This window comes from Cryobacterium sp. BB307, assembly GCF_012274275.1.
GTDB lineage: Bacteria > Actinomycetota > Actinomycetes > Actinomycetales > Microbacteriaceae > Terrimesophilobacter.
Genome location: NZ_JAANZA010000003.1, coordinates 116417 through 130249 on the forward strand (window position 1 = coordinate 116417; position 13833 = coordinate 130249).

The following is a 13833-nucleotide window of genomic DNA, read 5'->3' on the forward strand; positions in this document are numbered from 1 at the left end:
CGAATGCGGGGTGATTACGCGATCCGGGAGTTTCCGAACTGGTCGTTAGGCTCTACCGGACGCGTACTCACTGTAGCACCTTTGAAGTCCACGGCCAGCATGAGGGTCTGCCACAGCGATCCGCGCCGCGCTGCGATGAGCTCGGCGGCCTCGAGACGCTGAGCCGGGTCGCTTGAGAGCACCAGGATCGACGGCCCGGATCCGGAGACCACCGCGGCGTGACCTGCCGCGCGCAGTTCGGCCAGCAGCGCCTCGGTGTCAGGCATCGCCGCCGCCCGGTAGCTCTGGTGCAATCGGTCCTCGGTCGCAGCGAACAGCAGTTCAGGACTCTGGACGAGCGCGGCCACCAACAGTGCCGAGCGCGACACGTTGAAGATCGCGTCCTCGTGGGGCACGGATGCCGGACGCAGGCCGCGCGCGACCTCGGTCGACATCGTGTGCTCTGGCACGGCGATGAGCGGCGAGACGCCACGGTGCACGATGAGCTTCTTGTACGCCGGCCCGTCCTCCGTGGTCCATGCGATGGTCAGCCCGCCGAACAGTGCGGGGGCGACGTTGTCGGGATGCCCCTCCAGTTCGGTCGCGATCTTCAGCAGCGTCTGCGGGTCGAACTCGACGTCACCCTCGAGCAGTCCCTTGGCGGCCATGATCCCGGCCACGATCGCCGCACCAGACGAGCCAAGGCCGCGCCCGTGCGGGATCGCATTCTTGGCGACCAGGTGCAGTCCCGGCATCGGGCGGGACACCCGCTCGAAGATCCCTGCGATCGTCCGCACGACAAGGTTCGTCTCGTCGGTGGGCACCTCGCCCTCGCCGACACCATGCACCTCGACGGATGCGCCGGGCGCCTCGCGGGTGGTCACGGTGAGTTCGTCGTACAGCGACAGCGCAAGACCGAGCGTGTCGAATCCCGGCCCCAGGTTCGCAGTGGTCGCGGGAACCTTGACGGTGAGGCTCGTCGGTTGGGGGCCCATCAGGCCTTCTGCAACTCGAGGACCTGCGCCACGGCATCCGTGTCGACCGGCACGACCGTGGGCGTCGCCTCGGTGCCGTCAGCGCCCTGCACTGCCCACTGCGGGTCCTTCAGCCCGTGCCCGGTGACCGTCAGCACCACCGTGGCGCCCGGCGTGATCATCCCGGCCTCCGCGCGTTCGAGCAGGCCCGCGACGCTGATCGCGGAGGCGGGCTCCACGAAGATGCCGACCTCAGCGGAGAGGATGCGGTGCGCCTCGAGGATCTTCTCGTCGGTGATCGCACCGAAGTAGCCGTCGGTGGCCTCGCGCGCCGCGGTCGCGAACTCCCACGATGCGGGGTTGCCGATGCGGATGGCGCTCGCGATGGTGTCCGGGTCCTTGACGACCCGGCCGAGCACGATGGGTGCGCTTCCCGCGGCCTGGAAGCCGAGCATCCGGGGCAGCTTCGTGGTGACGCCGCGCTCCAGTTCCTCGCTGTAGCCGCGGAAGTAGGCGGTGTAGTTGCCCGCGTTGCCGACCGGGACGATGTGGAAGTCCGGGGCGTCGCCGAGCACGTCGACGACCTCGAACGCCGCGGTCTTCTGCCCCTCGATGCGGTCGGGGTTCACCGAGTTCACGAGGTGCACCGGGTAGTTCGCGGACAGGTCACGAGCGATGTCGAGGCAGTCGTCGAAGTTGCCCTGCACCTGGATCAGTTGGGCGTTGTGCGCGATGGCCTGGCTCAGCTTGCCGAGCGCGATCTTGCCCTCCGGCACCAGGACGGCCGCGGTGATGCCCGCGTGAGTCGCGTAGGCGGCGGCGGATGCCGAGGTGTTGCCTGTGGAGGCGCAGATGACCGCCTTGGCACCGTGCTCGACGGCCTTGGAGATGGCCATCGTCATGCCGCGGTCCTTGAACGACCCGGTCGGGTTCATTCCCTCGAACTTCACCCACACCTTCGCGCCGGTGCGCCGGGAGAGGGCGTCGGCTGGGATGAGCGGGGTGCCTCCCTCACCCAGTGTGACGATGGGTGTTTCGGCGGTGATGTTCAGCCGGTCCGCGTACTCGCGCAGGACGCCGCGCCACTGGTGTGCCACTTCAGGAACCTTCCACTCTCAGAACTGATGTCACGGACCGCACGACGTCGCTGTCAGCCAACGCCGAGACGGTCGCCGCCAGGGCGGCTTCTGTGGCGCGGTGGGTGCCGATCACCAGCGTAGCCGTGGCGGCATCCGTCTCCTCGACCGCCTGCTCGACGGTCTCGAGCGACACGCCGTGTTCGCTGAAGATCGTCGCGACCGCGGCGAGCACGCCCGGCTTGTCGAGCACGTCCAGCCGCACGTTGTACCGCGTGATGATGTCGTCGATCGGAAGGAGGGTGAGGTCGGCGCTGTGCGACTCCCCCACGCCGGGACCGCCGATGACATGCCTGCGCGCGGCCGACACCAGGTCGCCGAGCACCGCCGATGCCGTCTCGGTGCCACCGGCGCCAGCGCCGTAGAACATCAGGTCACCGGCGGCCTCGGCCTCGATGAACACGGCGTTCTTTCCACCGTGCACCGCGGCAAGCGGATGCGTGGACGGAATGAGTGCCGGGTACACGCGCGCGGAGACCCCATCGGGTGCGCCGTCTGCGGAGATGCGCTCGCAGATCGCCAGCAGTTTGACGGCGAAGCCCGCCCGACTGGCCGCCTCCACCTGCTCGAGGGTCACCCCGGTGATGCCCTCGCGGTAGACGCTCTCGATCGGGACGATGGTGTGGAACGCGAGGCCGGCCAGGATCGAGGCCTTCTGCGCCGCATCGTAGCCCTCGATGTCAGCGGTGGGGTCGGCTTCGGCATAGCCCAGGTCGGTGGCGACCGCGAGTGCCTGCTCCTGCGACTCGCCGAGGGTCGTCATCCGGTCCAGGATGAAGTTGGTCGTGCCGTTCACGATGCCCATGACGCGGTTGATGTTGTCGCCCGCGAGGCTCTCCCGCAGCGGCCGGATGATCGGGATCGCGCCGGCGACCGCGGCTTCGTAATAGAGCTGCGCGCCCACCTGCTCAGCGGCCTCGAACAGCTCGGCCCCGTGGGTGGCCAGCAGCGCCTTGTTGCCGGTGATGACGTCAGCGCCCGAGTTCAGCGCCTCCAGGATGAGCGTGCGCGCCGGCTCGAGCCCACCGATCAGCTCGATGACGATGTCGGCGCCGACGACCAGCGACTGCGCATCCGTCGTGAACAGTTCTCGGGGCAGGTCGACCGCGCGCTCGGCATCCGGGTTCCGCACCGCGATGCCGACGAGTTCGAGGCCCGCGCCGGCGCGGTCCGCGAGCTCGCGTCCGTTCTCGAGCAGCAGGCGCGCCACCTGGGATCCGACGTTGCCAGCTCCAAGCAGGGCGATGCGCAGGTTGCGGTACTCGATCATTGGGTTCCTTTTCCTTGGTTTCTTTGCGCCGCGCGCGGGTCAGATGCCGGCATCGCGGGCGAGCAGGTCGGCCTCGGTCTCCCCGCGCACGATCACTCGCACCTCGCCGTCACGCACCGCGACGACCGGTGGCCGTCCGACGTAGTTGTAGTTGCTCGCGAGGGACCAGCAGTACGCCCCGGTGGCGGGCACGGCGAGCAGGTCGCCCGGCGAGACATCCCCGGGGAGGTAGTCCGCGTGCACAACGATATCGCCACTCTCGCAGTGCTTTCCGGCGACACGGACGAGGGCGGCATCGGCATCCGAGACCCGACCGGCGATTCGCACCGTGTAGTCAGCGCCGTACAGCGACGACCGCACGTTGTCGCTCATGCCGCCGTCGACGCTCACGTACTTGCGAATGGCGGTGCCGCCGCCCTGTGCAACCTCGACGTCCTTGATGGTGCCGACCTCATACAGGGTCACCCCGGACGGTCCGATGATGGCGCGGCCAGGTTCGACCGCGATCGCCGGGAGCGGGATGCCCAGGCGCTCGCACTCGTCGGCGACGATGTCGGCGAGGCTGGCTGCGATGTCGCTGAGCGGCACCGGCGCATCGACGCTCGTGTAGGCGATGCCAAAGCCGCCGCCGAGGTTCAGTTCGGGCACCGGGCCGTCGGCCAGGAGTTCGCGGTGCACCTCGAGCAGCCTGCGCGCGGCCTCGGCGAACCCGTCGGTCTCGAAGATCTGCGACCCGATGTGGGAGTGCAGCCCGAGGAAGTCCAGTGCGCTGTGCGCGCGGATGCTCGCAACGACCCCCGGGACATCGGCGAGCGGGATCCCGAACTTCTGGTCCTCGCGCGCGGTCGCCAGGTAGTCGTGTGTCTGAGCGTGCACGCCGCTGTTGACCCGCAGCCTGACACGCTGGGTGCGGCCGTGCCGAAACGCCGCCTCGGCGACCCGTTCGATCTCCTGCACGCTGTCGATGACGATGACCCCGAGCCCCACCGACACTGCGCGGTCGATTTCGGCGAGCGACTTGTTGTTGCCGTGGAAGCCCAGGCGGGAGGGCGAGATCCCCGCGGCGAGCGCGACCGCGAGCTCTCCCCCGGTGCACACGTCGAGGTGCAGGCCCGCCGCATCCACCCAGCGGGCGATCTCCGCGGACAGGAACGCCTTGCCCGCGTAGTACACGGTCGCGGTGCCGCCGCGCCGCTCGAACTCGCGCGTGAAGGCGTCGTGCGCCTCCTGTGCGCGGGCACGGGCATCCGCCTCGTCGACCACGTAGAGAGGGGTGCCGAAGCGGGCCGCCAGTTCGTGTGCGCGGACGCCCGCGAGCTCCAGTTCGCCGTCGGTGGTGCGCGCGGCGCCGCGTGGCCAGACCGCTTCGGCGAGGGCGTTGGCGTCGGCGGGCACATCGAGCCAGCTCGGGGCAAGCGGGTTGACGGTCACGTGCACCTTTCGGCGGGGAGGGTGGGCTGCGGTCAGGCGACGGGTGCCGGCACGGCTGAGACGGTGCGGTCGATGGTGCACTGGCCGAGCACGCGGGTGCCGATGTACACGACCGCGGTCTGGCCGGGCGCGACACCGCCGAGCGGCTCCCGCGGGGTGATGACCAGTTCGCCGTCGCGCAGCTGCGCGGTCGCGGGGACCGGGTCGGCGTGGGCACGGATCTGCACGTCGCAGTCGAACGGTTCCTCGGCGCCGAGGGGACCAAGGCCGGCCCAGCTGTACTTGCTGCCAGCCAGCTCGGAGACGTCGAGCGCTTCCTTCGGTCCGACGACGACCTCGTTGGTCTTGGGCCGCACCTCGAGCACGAAGCGGGGCTTGCCGTCGTCGGCCGGGTAGCCGATGTTGAGACCCTTCCGCTGGCCAACGGTGAACGCGTGGGCACCCGGATGCGTGCCGAGCTTATTGCCGCTGCGGTCCAGGATGTCCCCCTCGGCGGCGCCCACCTTGTCGGCGAGCCAGCCGCGAGTGTCGCCATCCGGGATGAAGCAGATGTCGTGGCTGTCGGGCTTGTTCGCCACCGCCAGCCCGCGCCGCGTGGCCTCCGCGCGCACGTCGGCCTTGCTCGGGGTGTCGCCGAGCGGGAACATCGCGTGCTCGAGCTGCTCGGCTGTCAGCACGCCGAGCACGTAGGACTGGTCCTTGGCCCAGGCGGCCGCGCGATGCAGTTCGCGGTTGCCGTCGGCATCGGTCAGGATGCTCGCGTAGTGGCCGGTGCACACCGCGTCGAAGCCGAGGCTCAGCGCCTTCTCGAGCAGGGCGGCGAACTTGATGCGCTCGTTGCAGCGCATGCATGGGTTGGGCGTGCGGCCCGCGCTGTACTCGGCGATGAAGTCGTCGACGACATCCAGCTTGAAGCGTTCGGAGAAGTCCCACACGTAGTACGGGATGCCGATGATGTTGGCGGCGCGCTGGGCATCCATCGAGTCCTCGATGGTGCAGCAGCCGCGGCTTCCCGTGCGCAGCGTCCCTGGCATCCGGGACAGCGCCAGGTGCACGCCGACAACCTCGTGGCCCGCTTCGACGGCGCGCGCAGCAGCCACCGCGGAGTCGACGCCGCCGCTCATCGCTGCGAGAACCTTCATGCCTTCAAGTGTAGGCGGGTGCTCCTGAGGCGTCTCACGGGATATCGGTGAGGGTCTTCTCCACCGAGCCGAGGCGCGCGTCGATCGCGTCGAGCCGTTCGGCCAGGCGCTCGTTGGCCCGCGTGTTCTCTTCGAGCGCTTGAGTCGCGCGACTCCTGCCGCGCGCCAACTCGCTCGTGATCGTGATGACGCCGCCGACGATGATCGCGACGATGATGATCCAGGCGAACCAGGGGATGTATTCCATCAGGTGCTGTCCTTCTGTTGTGTGGTTGATTTCGCGCCCGTTCCGGACATTGGCGCCCGTTGCGCGGGGCGCGGATGTCCGGAAGGGGTGCGGTCGGGGTGGTCGACGGCCGCGACTATCGCGTCAGCGTCGAGGGTCACGGAGAACGGGACGACCTCGAAGAACTTGAGCGCCTTGCCGTCGGCTCCCAACTCCAGTTCTCCGCTGACGAATCCGGCCTCCTCGAGCTTGCTCAGGTGCATGTAGAGGAGCGCGCGCGACATCTCGACGCGACGCGCGAGTTCGCTCACGTGGAGGCGCTGCCCCGCGAGGGTCGCGATGATGCGCATGCGCTGCGGGCTCGCGATGGCCGCAAGTCGCGTGCTGAGCGTTTCCGCGTCCATGATCCCCTTACACCTGTCAGTAAGAACTTACAGGTGAGGCGACCTGCGATCCAAACCCGCCGAAGACTGCGTCTTCCGGTCGCACCGCATCCCCCCCTCGCGCGGTGTCTCTTTCGTGCGCTGGTGTTGCAACACCCGCGCGTGGATGGAACACCCGCGCGACCGGTCGGGGCGAGCGGGTGCGGCCGCCTCAGCCTCAGCCGAGCGCGGAGACGATCGCGTCTCCGAGTTCCTTCGGCTTGGTGAACTGCGGCCAGTGGCCCGTCGGGAGGTCGATGTAGCTCACGTCACGGATTTTCGACAGCTCTCGCGTGTACGGGTGGTCCTTGGTGATGAGGTCCTTCAGCATCGCGCTGGGGAACTCGCACGCGATGACCGTGACCGGCACGTCGTAACGGCGCTCGTCGGTCAGGCGCTGCTGATCGCTCGCGACCCGCGCGGGCGATGGGATCGACCGCTCGCGGAACATCGCCCGGAGCTCGTCGTTCAGGTCGACCAGGTCTTCGTCGTCGAAGACCTCCCAGGCCGGCAGCGGCAGGTCCACTCCCTCTGTTGGCAGCTCGTCGTTGATCACTCCGCCGTCACCGAGCGGTCCAGCGTCCACATAGACGACCCGCTCGATCCGGTCCGGGCGAGCGTCGGCCACCGCGTGCGCGATCGCCCCGCCGCCGGAGTGACCGACCAGCACAACCTTGCCCTCGGACGCATCCAGAGAGTCGACGAATCGCACGACCGCGTCGACGTGGTCGCGCAGGCCGATGCCGGAGCGGTCGGCATCCTTCGATTCCATCCCGGGCAGCGTGAGCGGGTAGGTGCGATGTCCGGCGGCCTGCAGTGCTGGAATGACCTCGTCCCACGTCGACGCGTCAAGCCAGAGACCGGGGATCAGAATGAGGTTCATGTGCCGAACCTAGACCTTGCCACCGACAGCGGAAAGGGGCGGATTCTCAGCCGCCGAGCGACGGTGTCCGCGCGGCGAGGCCGGCGCGGGAGGCTCGGGAATGGGCATCCGGGAGCGCATTCAGGAGCGCGTCGACATCGGCCGCGGTCGAGGAGTGGCCGAGCGTGAACCGCAGCGCGCCGCGCGCGTCGTCTTCGGCGAGCCCCATGCCGAGCAGCACGTGCGAGGCCTCTGGGATGCCGGCCTGGCATGCCGAGCCCGTGCTCACCGCAACGCCGGCGGCGTCCAGCAGGAACAGCAGCGAGTCGCCCTCGCAGCCCGGGAAGGTGAAGTGCGCGTTGTTGTCCAGCCGGTTCACCGGATCGCCGCGCAGCTCCGCGGACGGCACTGCCGCGCGCACGCCGTCGATGAGTCGGTCCCGCAACGGTGACAGCTCGGCCACCGGATGCCGGGCGGCGACTCCAAACGCGACAGCCGCTGGCGCATCCTGCGTGCCGCTGCGCACGTGCCGCTGCTGCCCGCCGCCGTGGATGAGCGCCTCGATGCTGGCGGTGCGGGACAGCACGAGGGCGCCGATGCCCATCGGGCCGCCGATCTTGTGCGCGGATACCGACAGTGCCGCCAGGCCGCTGGATGCGAAGTCAATCGTCAGGTGCCGGTAGGCGGCGACCGCGTCGGCATGCACAGGGACACCGCGCCCTTCGGCGAGCGCGGTCGCTTCGGCGATCGGCTGGATGGTGCCGACCTCGTTGTTCGCCCAGAGCAGGGTGAGCAGGGCGATGTCGTCGTGGCGCTCGAGAGCGTCCGCGAGGGCGGTCAGCTCGAGCCGACCGTGACCGTCGATCGGGAGCCATTCGATGATCGCCCGGTCGTGCTTCGCAAGCCATTCGACGGTGTCCACGGTCGCGTGGTGCTCTCCGCGCGGGACCAGGATGCGCGGGCGTGTCCCGTCCGCGTTGCGTGCCCAGTACAGGCCTTTGATGGCGAGGTTCACCGATTCGGTGCCGCCCGAGGTGAACACCACTTCGATGGGCGTCGCCCCGAGCGATGCCGCGACCGCCTCGCGCCCGTCCTCCAGCATCCGCTTCGCGTTCTGCCCCGCGCTGTGGATCGACGACGGGTTGCCGACCACCGCGAGCGCGTCGGTGTAGGCCGCGATCGCCTCCGGCAGCAGCGGGGTCGTCGCGGCGTGGTCGAGATAGACCACCATCGCGCACCTCCTCACCGCGGGCTCCGAGCGGATTCGCCCAAGATTCGACTCATTTACTCTAGAACGATGCCCCTCACCGAAAGCCTCGAATCCGACACTCTGCGAGACCTCGGGGTGCGGGTGGATGCCGACGGCGGTGAGGTGCGGGTCTTCTCGGCCAACGCGGACGCGATCGAGTTGTGCCTGTTCGACGAGAAAGACCCGACCTGGGTCGCCGAGCGCGTCCCGCTTGTCAGGGGCGAGGACGCGGTGTGGTCGGCCCGGTCACCGCTGCTGACCGCGGGCAGGCGCTACTCGCTGCGGGCAAACGGCCCGGAGTCCCCGGGCAACCGCTTCGACCCAGAGCTCCACCTCATCGACCCGTACGCGCGCGGGCTCACCCGCACGGGCTCCGGCGACTGGCGCGCCACCGTGGTCGATGACCACTTCGACTGGGGCGGCATCCAGAAGCCGGAAACACCGCTGGATAAGACCGTCATCTATGAGACCCACGCGAAAGGTCTGACCAAGCTCAACCCGGCGGTGCCGCAGGAACTGCGCGGCACCTACGCGGGGCTCGCACACGAGAGCACCATCGCATACTTGAAGGATCTCGGTGTCACGGCCCTCGAACTGCTCCCCGTGCACCAGTTCGTGACCGAGCAGCGCCTGGTGAAGCTCGGGCTCAGCAACTACTGGGGCTACAACACACTGAACTTCTTCACCCCGCACGCGGCGTGGGCGTCCGCACGCGCGCAGGCGGAGGGTCCGGCCGCGGTGCTGCGCGAGTTCAAGGGGATGGTGCGGATTTTGCACGAGGCGGGGCTCGAAGTGATCCTCGACGTCGTCTACAACCACACCGCAGAGGAGGGCATCGGCGGCCCGACCACGAGCCTGCGCGGCCTCGATAACGCCACCTATTACCGGCAGAACGCCGACGGCGAGTACGTCGACTACACCGGATGCGGGAACACCCTGAACACGTCGACCACGGCCGCTCAGCGACTCGTGCTGGATTCGCTGCGCTACTGGGCGAACGAGGTGCAGGTCGATGGCTTCCGCTTCGACCTCGCCGTGGCTCTCGCGCGCAACGCCCACGGCGAATTCGACCCCGCGCACCCGCTGCTGACCGCCATCCGGGACGACCCGGCGCTGGCCGGTGTCAAGCTGATCGCGGAGCCGTGGGATGTCGGCCATGACGGCTGGAAGACGGGCGGCTTCCCGGATGGCTGGCTCGAGTGGAACGACAGGTTCCGGGACCAGTCGCGGGACTTCTGGCTCGGCGACATCGCTCACGCGCGAGCTCACGGCGAGGCGCCGCTCGGCATCGGTCGCGCGACGACGCGGTTCAGCGGCTCCGATGACATGTTCGCGACCAAGCGCGGGCCGCTCGCATCCGTCAACTTCATCACCGCGCACGACGGCTTCACGCTCTTCGACCTGACCGCCTACAACGAGAAGCACAATCAGGGCAACGGTGAGGACAACCGGGACGGCACCGACAACAACCGCTCGTTCAATCACGGAGTGGAAGGGCCGACCGATGACCCGAATGTGACGACGGCGCGGCGCAAGGCGGTGCGGAACCTGCTGGCGACGCTGCTGCTGGCAGCGGGAACGCCCATGCTGACGGCGGGCGACGAGCTGGGCCGGACGCAGCGCGGCAACAACAACGCGTACTGCCACGACGATGAGCTCAGCTGGCTGCCGTGGAACCTTCAGGACTGGCAGCGGGACCTGCAGGCGATCACCCGGTCGCTGCTGCGCCTGCGCAGTGAGAACCCGGCGCTGCGCCCGGTGCGGTTCGGCAGCTGGGGAGAAACCGTGCCAAATGCCACCCAGATGGACTGGTACAACGCGAGCGGTGAGGCGATGACGATCGAGGACTGGGACTCCCCCGCGCAGCGCACCCTGCAGTACCTCGCCGCGTCGACATCCGAGGTCGAGGAGTTCAACCGGGTGCTCGTCGTGGTCCAAGGGCTCGAGCGCGAGCAGGAGGTCAGGCTTCCAGCGCACGAGGGTGTCGAGAGCTACACGCTGCTGTTCGACAGTGCTCTGGACATCATCGAGACCGCGACCTACGCACCGGGTGACACCGTGACGATCGCGCCGACGTCGCTGCAGCTGTTCCGCGCCGGCTGATCACCCTCGACCACCGACGCGGGGCTAGCGCAACGACTTCTGCAGGAAGAGTGTGCCCATCCAACGTTCGAACTTGAAGCCGACCCGGGTCAGGTGACCGTTCCGGACGAAGCCGAAGGACTCGTGCAGCTTCAGCGACCCATCCGCCCCGTGGTCGGCGATCACCGCGATCAGCTCGCGCAAGCCGACCGCCTCGGCCTGCCGGATCAGCTCGGCCAGCAGTACGCGCCCGAGCCCTCTGCCGGTTGCGTCGGGCCGCAGGTAGATGGTGCTCTCCGCGGTGAACCGGTACGCGGCTCGGTCGCGCCACGGGTAGACATACGCGAAACCCAGGATCTCATCATCCGGGCCCTGCGCGACGAGGTAGGGGAAGCCGAGCGCGCCGATCCGCGCGAACTTGTCACGCAGTGTATCCAGCGTCATCGGCTCTTCGTCGAACGTGACGGTCGAGTGTGCGACGTAATGGTTGTAGATGGCGAGCACCTGCGGCAGGTCCTCGTCGCGCGCGTCCCGAAGCCGGTGCTGGAACGGATGCTCCGGCACCGGCTTCTGGTCCGCTTGACGCGGGTCTTCCTCGTGGGGCACGAAATCAGGTTACGTCGCGCCGCCAGGTCGTGAAGTACCCGACCACGGTTGTCAGCAGTGCGATGCCGAGCAGCACCAGCCCGCCTTGCCACCATTCGAGGGGTGTCGCCGTGCCCATGCCGATCGCGCCGTAGAAGCTGGCGCCGACGAGGGCGTCGCTCGCCGCACCCGGCAGGAACCGGCCGACCTCGCCCGCCCACTCCCAGACGCTCGCTGCCGTGCGCAGGATCGGCTCGACGAACTGGGTGAAGGCGACGACGACCACGATCGCTGCGACCTGGCTGGGAATCAACGCGCCGAGACCCACGCCGATGATTGCCCACAGCGCCATCGCGATGACGGCTCGTCCGGCGAGCGCCCAGTTGTCGCTGTCCGCAAGCCCGAGGTCGAAGCCGCCGATGGCGAGCATCGCCGCGCCGAGGCCGATCGAGGCAATGAGCGCGATGACGCCGAAGAGGGCGCCGAATCCGCCGAGCGCGACGATCTTGCCTGCGAGCACGGCGCCGCGCTTCGGCGTGGCGAGGAACGTCGGAGTCAGCGTCTGGTGGCGGACTTCGGATGTCGTGGCGAGCGCTCCAAGGATCACCGGGAACACGTAGCCGATCGAGGTCGCGATGCTGTACACGATCGGCGGCAGCATCTCGTCGGGGATCGCGGGGGTCTGGCCGGTCTCGCCGAGCGCCTCGCCGAGGCCGCCGAAGAGCAGCCCGATGAGTCCCGAGGTGAACCCGACGTAGATGAACATGACCAGCGCCAGGACCCACCACAGGCGGGTGCTCGTCAGCTTGAGCGCTTCAGCGCCGATTGCCCTCAGGGTGTTCATGCGCGCTCCGCCTCTCCGCCAAGCCCTGTGTCGCCGACGATCTCAAGGAACGCCGCCTCGAGCCGGTTGTTCTCCGCTGCCAGTTGGCTGAGCGGCACGTCGGCGCGGTGTGCGATCGCGCCGACTTCTGCCGAGCTGAGCCCGGCGACGGTGAGGGCACCGCCGGCGACGTGCACGTCGGCGCCCGCCTGCACGAGCGCCGCCTCGAGGGCGTCACGGTCGGGGGCGTCGACGACGACCCGCGAACCGGTGTCGAGACCGGCGAGGGTGCCTTCGTACATGAGCCGCCCGCGCGAGATGATCACCAGGCGGTCGACGCTCTGCTGCACCTCGCTCAGCAGGTGCGACGAGACGAGGACGGTGCGCCCCTGGCTCGCCATCTCTCGCATGAAGGTGCGGATCCAGCGGATGCCCTCGGGGTCGAGACCGTTGACGGGCTCGTCGAGCACAAGCACGCGGGGGTCACCGAGCAGCGCGAACGCGAGGCCGAGCCGCTGGCGCATGCCGAGTGAGTAACCGCCGACGCGCCGGTCGGCGAAGGTCTCCAGCCCAACCAGGCGAAGTGCTTCGTCGATGCGGGACTTCCGGATGCCCGCTGCCGCGGCGTAGACGGCCAAATGGCCGCGCGCGCTGCGCCCGGGGTGGAAACTCGACGCCTCCAGAGCGGTGCCGACGGTTTCGAACGGGGAGGCGAGGTCGCGATAGGCGACGCCGCCGAAGGTTGCAGTTCCTGAGGTCGGTCGCACGAGCCCGAGCAGCATCCGGAGTGTCGTCGTCTTCCCAGCGCCGTTCGGCCCCAGGAAACCGGTCACTTGACCGGGCTCGACGGTGAAACTGAGGTCACTCACGGCGTGCACCGACCCGAAGCTCTTGGTGAGCCCCCGGAATTCGATAGTTGTGCTAGTTGCCATAGAACAAGTATGTCGGATTAACGAGCAATGCGCCAATCGACGGGGCTGGCTCCCTGAGCGAGCAACAACTCATTGGCGCGACTGAACGGACGCGACCCGAAGAAGCCGCCACTCGCCGACAACGGGCTGGGGTGCACCGATTCGATGAGCGGCGTCGTTCCGAGTAACGGTGCGAGCATACGGGCATCGCGGCCCCACAGGATGGCGACGAGCGCAGTGTTTCTCGCGACCAGTGCACGAATCGCGAGCGCGGTGACGTCCTCCCAGCCCTGACCCCGGTGGGCTCCCGAAATTCCGGGCTGAACCGTGAGTACCCGGTTGAGCAGCATGACCCCGTTCTCCGCCCAAACGCTGAGGTCGCCGTGCTCGGGCGTTTCGATTCCGAGGTCGTCCCGCAGTTCGCGATAGATGTTCTGCAGGCTGCGCGGCAGCGGCCGCACTTCGCGATCGACCGCGAAGGCCAGACCGATCGGGTGGCCGGGCGTCGGGTACGGGTCCTGGCCGACGATGAGCACCCGGACGTTCGCGAGCGGATAGCCGAATGCGCGAAGTACGTTCTCTTCCGCGGGCAGGTAGTCCCGACCGGCCGCGACTTCAGCGCGCAGGAACTCCCGCAGGTCCCGGATGCGATCGGCTGCCGGTTCCAGGGCGGCAGCCCAGCCGGGGTCAACGAGCTCGTGCAGCGGTACCCGCGATCCCATGCTCGAAAGCCTATTAGCC

General features: G+C 68.7%; 14 protein-coding genes. 1 reads left to right on the plus strand and 13 read right to left on the minus strand.

Annotation, left to right across the window (positions count from 1 at the left end; translation table 11 throughout):
* Nucleotides 1-14: 14 nt before the first annotated feature.
* The 9 genes from thrB to HGK58_RS12105 all read right to left on the minus strand — a co-directional run bounded on the left by thrB (nt 15) and on the right by HGK58_RS12105 (nt 8673).
* Nucleotides 15-974 carry a homoserine kinase gene (gene thrB / locus HGK58_RS12065; RefSeq protein ID WP_168627871.1) on the minus strand — a complete coding sequence of 320 codons (960 nt, stop codon included), beginning with the start codon at nt 972-974 and terminating at the stop codon, nt 15-17.
* Entirely contained in the window at nt 974-2050 is a 1077-nt protein-coding gene (gene thrC, locus HGK58_RS12070; RefSeq protein WP_168627872.1) for a threonine synthase, read from the minus strand. The genes thrB and thrC overlap by 1 nt, the downstream gene beginning before the upstream one ends.
* 1 nt (nt 2051) lies before the next feature.
* Nucleotides 2052-3359: a homoserine dehydrogenase gene (locus tag HGK58_RS12075; protein WP_168627873.1), complete on the minus strand. Its 1308-nt coding sequence runs from the start codon at nt 3357-3359 to the stop codon at nt 2052-2054.
* 39 nt (nt 3360-3398) lie between these two features.
* Entirely contained in the window at nt 3399-4790 is a 1392-nt protein-coding gene (gene lysA / locus HGK58_RS12080) for a diaminopimelate decarboxylase (RefSeq protein ID WP_168627874.1), read from the minus strand.
* 32 nt (nt 4791-4822) lie between these two features.
* On the minus strand, nt 4823-5932 hold the full coding sequence (mnmA, locus tag HGK58_RS12085) for a tRNA 2-thiouridine(34) synthase MnmA (protein ID WP_168627875.1): 1110 nt from the start codon (nt 5930-5932) through the stop codon (nt 4823-4825).
* 34 nt (nt 5933-5966) lie between these two features.
* Complete coding sequence (locus HGK58_RS12090) at nt 5967-6179, minus strand: hypothetical protein (RefSeq protein WP_168627876.1); 213 nt, start codon at nt 6177-6179, stop codon at nt 5967-5969.
* A complete protein-coding gene (locus HGK58_RS12095; protein ID WP_168627877.1) occupies nt 6179-6562 on the minus strand; it encodes a winged helix-turn-helix domain-containing protein in 384 nt (127 codons plus the stop codon). Before HGK58_RS12095 ends, HGK58_RS12090 begins: the two co-directional genes overlap by 1 nt.
* Nucleotides 6563-6758: 196 nt before the next feature.
* Complete coding sequence (locus HGK58_RS12100) at nt 6759-7463, minus strand: alpha/beta hydrolase (RefSeq protein ID WP_168627878.1); 705 nt, start codon at nt 7461-7463, stop codon at nt 6759-6761.
* 46 nt (nt 7464-7509) lie between these two features.
* Nucleotides 7510-8673, minus strand: a complete 1164-nt coding sequence (locus HGK58_RS12105) for a cysteine desulfurase family protein (protein WP_168627879.1) — start codon at nt 8671-8673, stop codon at nt 7510-7512.
* A gap of 66 nt (nt 8674-8739) precedes the next feature.
* Between HGK58_RS12105 and glgX the strand changes: the two genes are divergently transcribed.
* A complete protein-coding gene (gene glgX / locus HGK58_RS12110; protein WP_168627880.1) occupies nt 8740-10794 on the plus strand; it encodes a glycogen debranching protein GlgX in 2055 nt (684 codons plus the stop codon).
* A 24-nt stretch (nt 10795-10818) separates the two neighbouring features.
* Here glgX and HGK58_RS12115 read toward each other — a convergent pair whose 3' ends face one another.
* From HGK58_RS12115 to HGK58_RS12130, 4 genes are read right to left on the minus strand one after another with little or no spacing between them, the layout of a single operon-like run.
* On the minus strand, nt 10819-11379 hold the full coding sequence (locus tag HGK58_RS12115) for a GNAT family N-acetyltransferase (RefSeq protein ID WP_168627881.1): 561 nt from the start codon (nt 11377-11379) through the stop codon (nt 10819-10821).
* Nucleotides 11380-11383: 4 nt separating this feature from the next.
* Entirely contained in the window at nt 11384-12202 is an 819-nt protein-coding gene (locus HGK58_RS12120) for an ABC transporter permease (protein ID WP_168627882.1), read from the minus strand.
* Nucleotides 12199-13113, minus strand: coding sequence for an ABC transporter ATP-binding protein (locus tag HGK58_RS12125; protein WP_168627883.1), 915 nt, complete (start codon nt 13111-13113; stop codon nt 12199-12201). The genes HGK58_RS12120 and HGK58_RS12125 overlap by 4 nt, the downstream gene beginning before the upstream one ends.
* 17 nt (nt 13114-13130) lie before the next feature.
* Nucleotides 13131-13814, minus strand: a complete 684-nt coding sequence (locus HGK58_RS12130; RefSeq protein WP_168627884.1) for a uracil-DNA glycosylase — start codon at nt 13812-13814, stop codon at nt 13131-13133.
* Nucleotides 13815-13833: the final 19 nt, after the last annotated feature.

Coding starts and splice junctions, on each gene's coding strand:
- HGK58_RS12090 (WP_168627876.1), bottom strand. CDS start 6,179: ATGGAATACATCCCCTGGTTCGCCTGGATCATCATCGTCGCGATCATC.
- thrB (WP_168627871.1), bottom strand. CDS start 974: ATGGGCCCCCAACCGACGAGCCTCACCGTCAAGGTTCCCGCGACCACT.
- HGK58_RS12075 (WP_168627873.1), bottom strand. CDS start 3,359: ATGATCGAGTACCGCAACCTGCGCATCGCCCTGCTTGGAGCTGGCAAC.
- HGK58_RS12120 (WP_168627882.1), bottom strand. CDS start 12,202: ATGAACACCCTGAGGGCAATCGGCGCTGAAGCGCTCAAGCTGACGAGC.
- HGK58_RS12105 (WP_168627879.1), bottom strand. CDS start 8,673: ATGGTGGTCTATCTCGACCACGCCGCGACGACCCCGCTGCTGCCGGAG.
- HGK58_RS12100 (WP_168627878.1), bottom strand. CDS start 7,463: ATGAACCTCATTCTGATCCCCGGTCTCTGGCTTGACGCGTCGACGTGG.
- HGK58_RS12125 (WP_168627883.1), bottom strand. CDS start 13,113: ATGGCAACTAGCACAACTATCGAATTCCGGGGGCTCACCAAGAGCTTC.
- HGK58_RS12095 (WP_168627877.1), bottom strand. CDS start 6,562: ATGGACGCGGAAACGCTCAGCACGCGACTTGCGGCCATCGCGAGCCCG.
- HGK58_RS12130 (WP_168627884.1), bottom strand. CDS start 13,814: ATGGGATCGCGGGTACCGCTGCACGAGCTCGTTGACCCCGGCTGGGCT.
- glgX (WP_168627880.1), top strand. CDS start 8,740: ATGCCCCTCACCGAAAGCCTCGAATCCGACACTCTGCGAGACCTCGGG.
- mnmA (WP_168627875.1), bottom strand. CDS start 5,932: ATGAAGGTTCTCGCAGCGATGAGCGGCGGCGTCGACTCCGCGGTGGCT.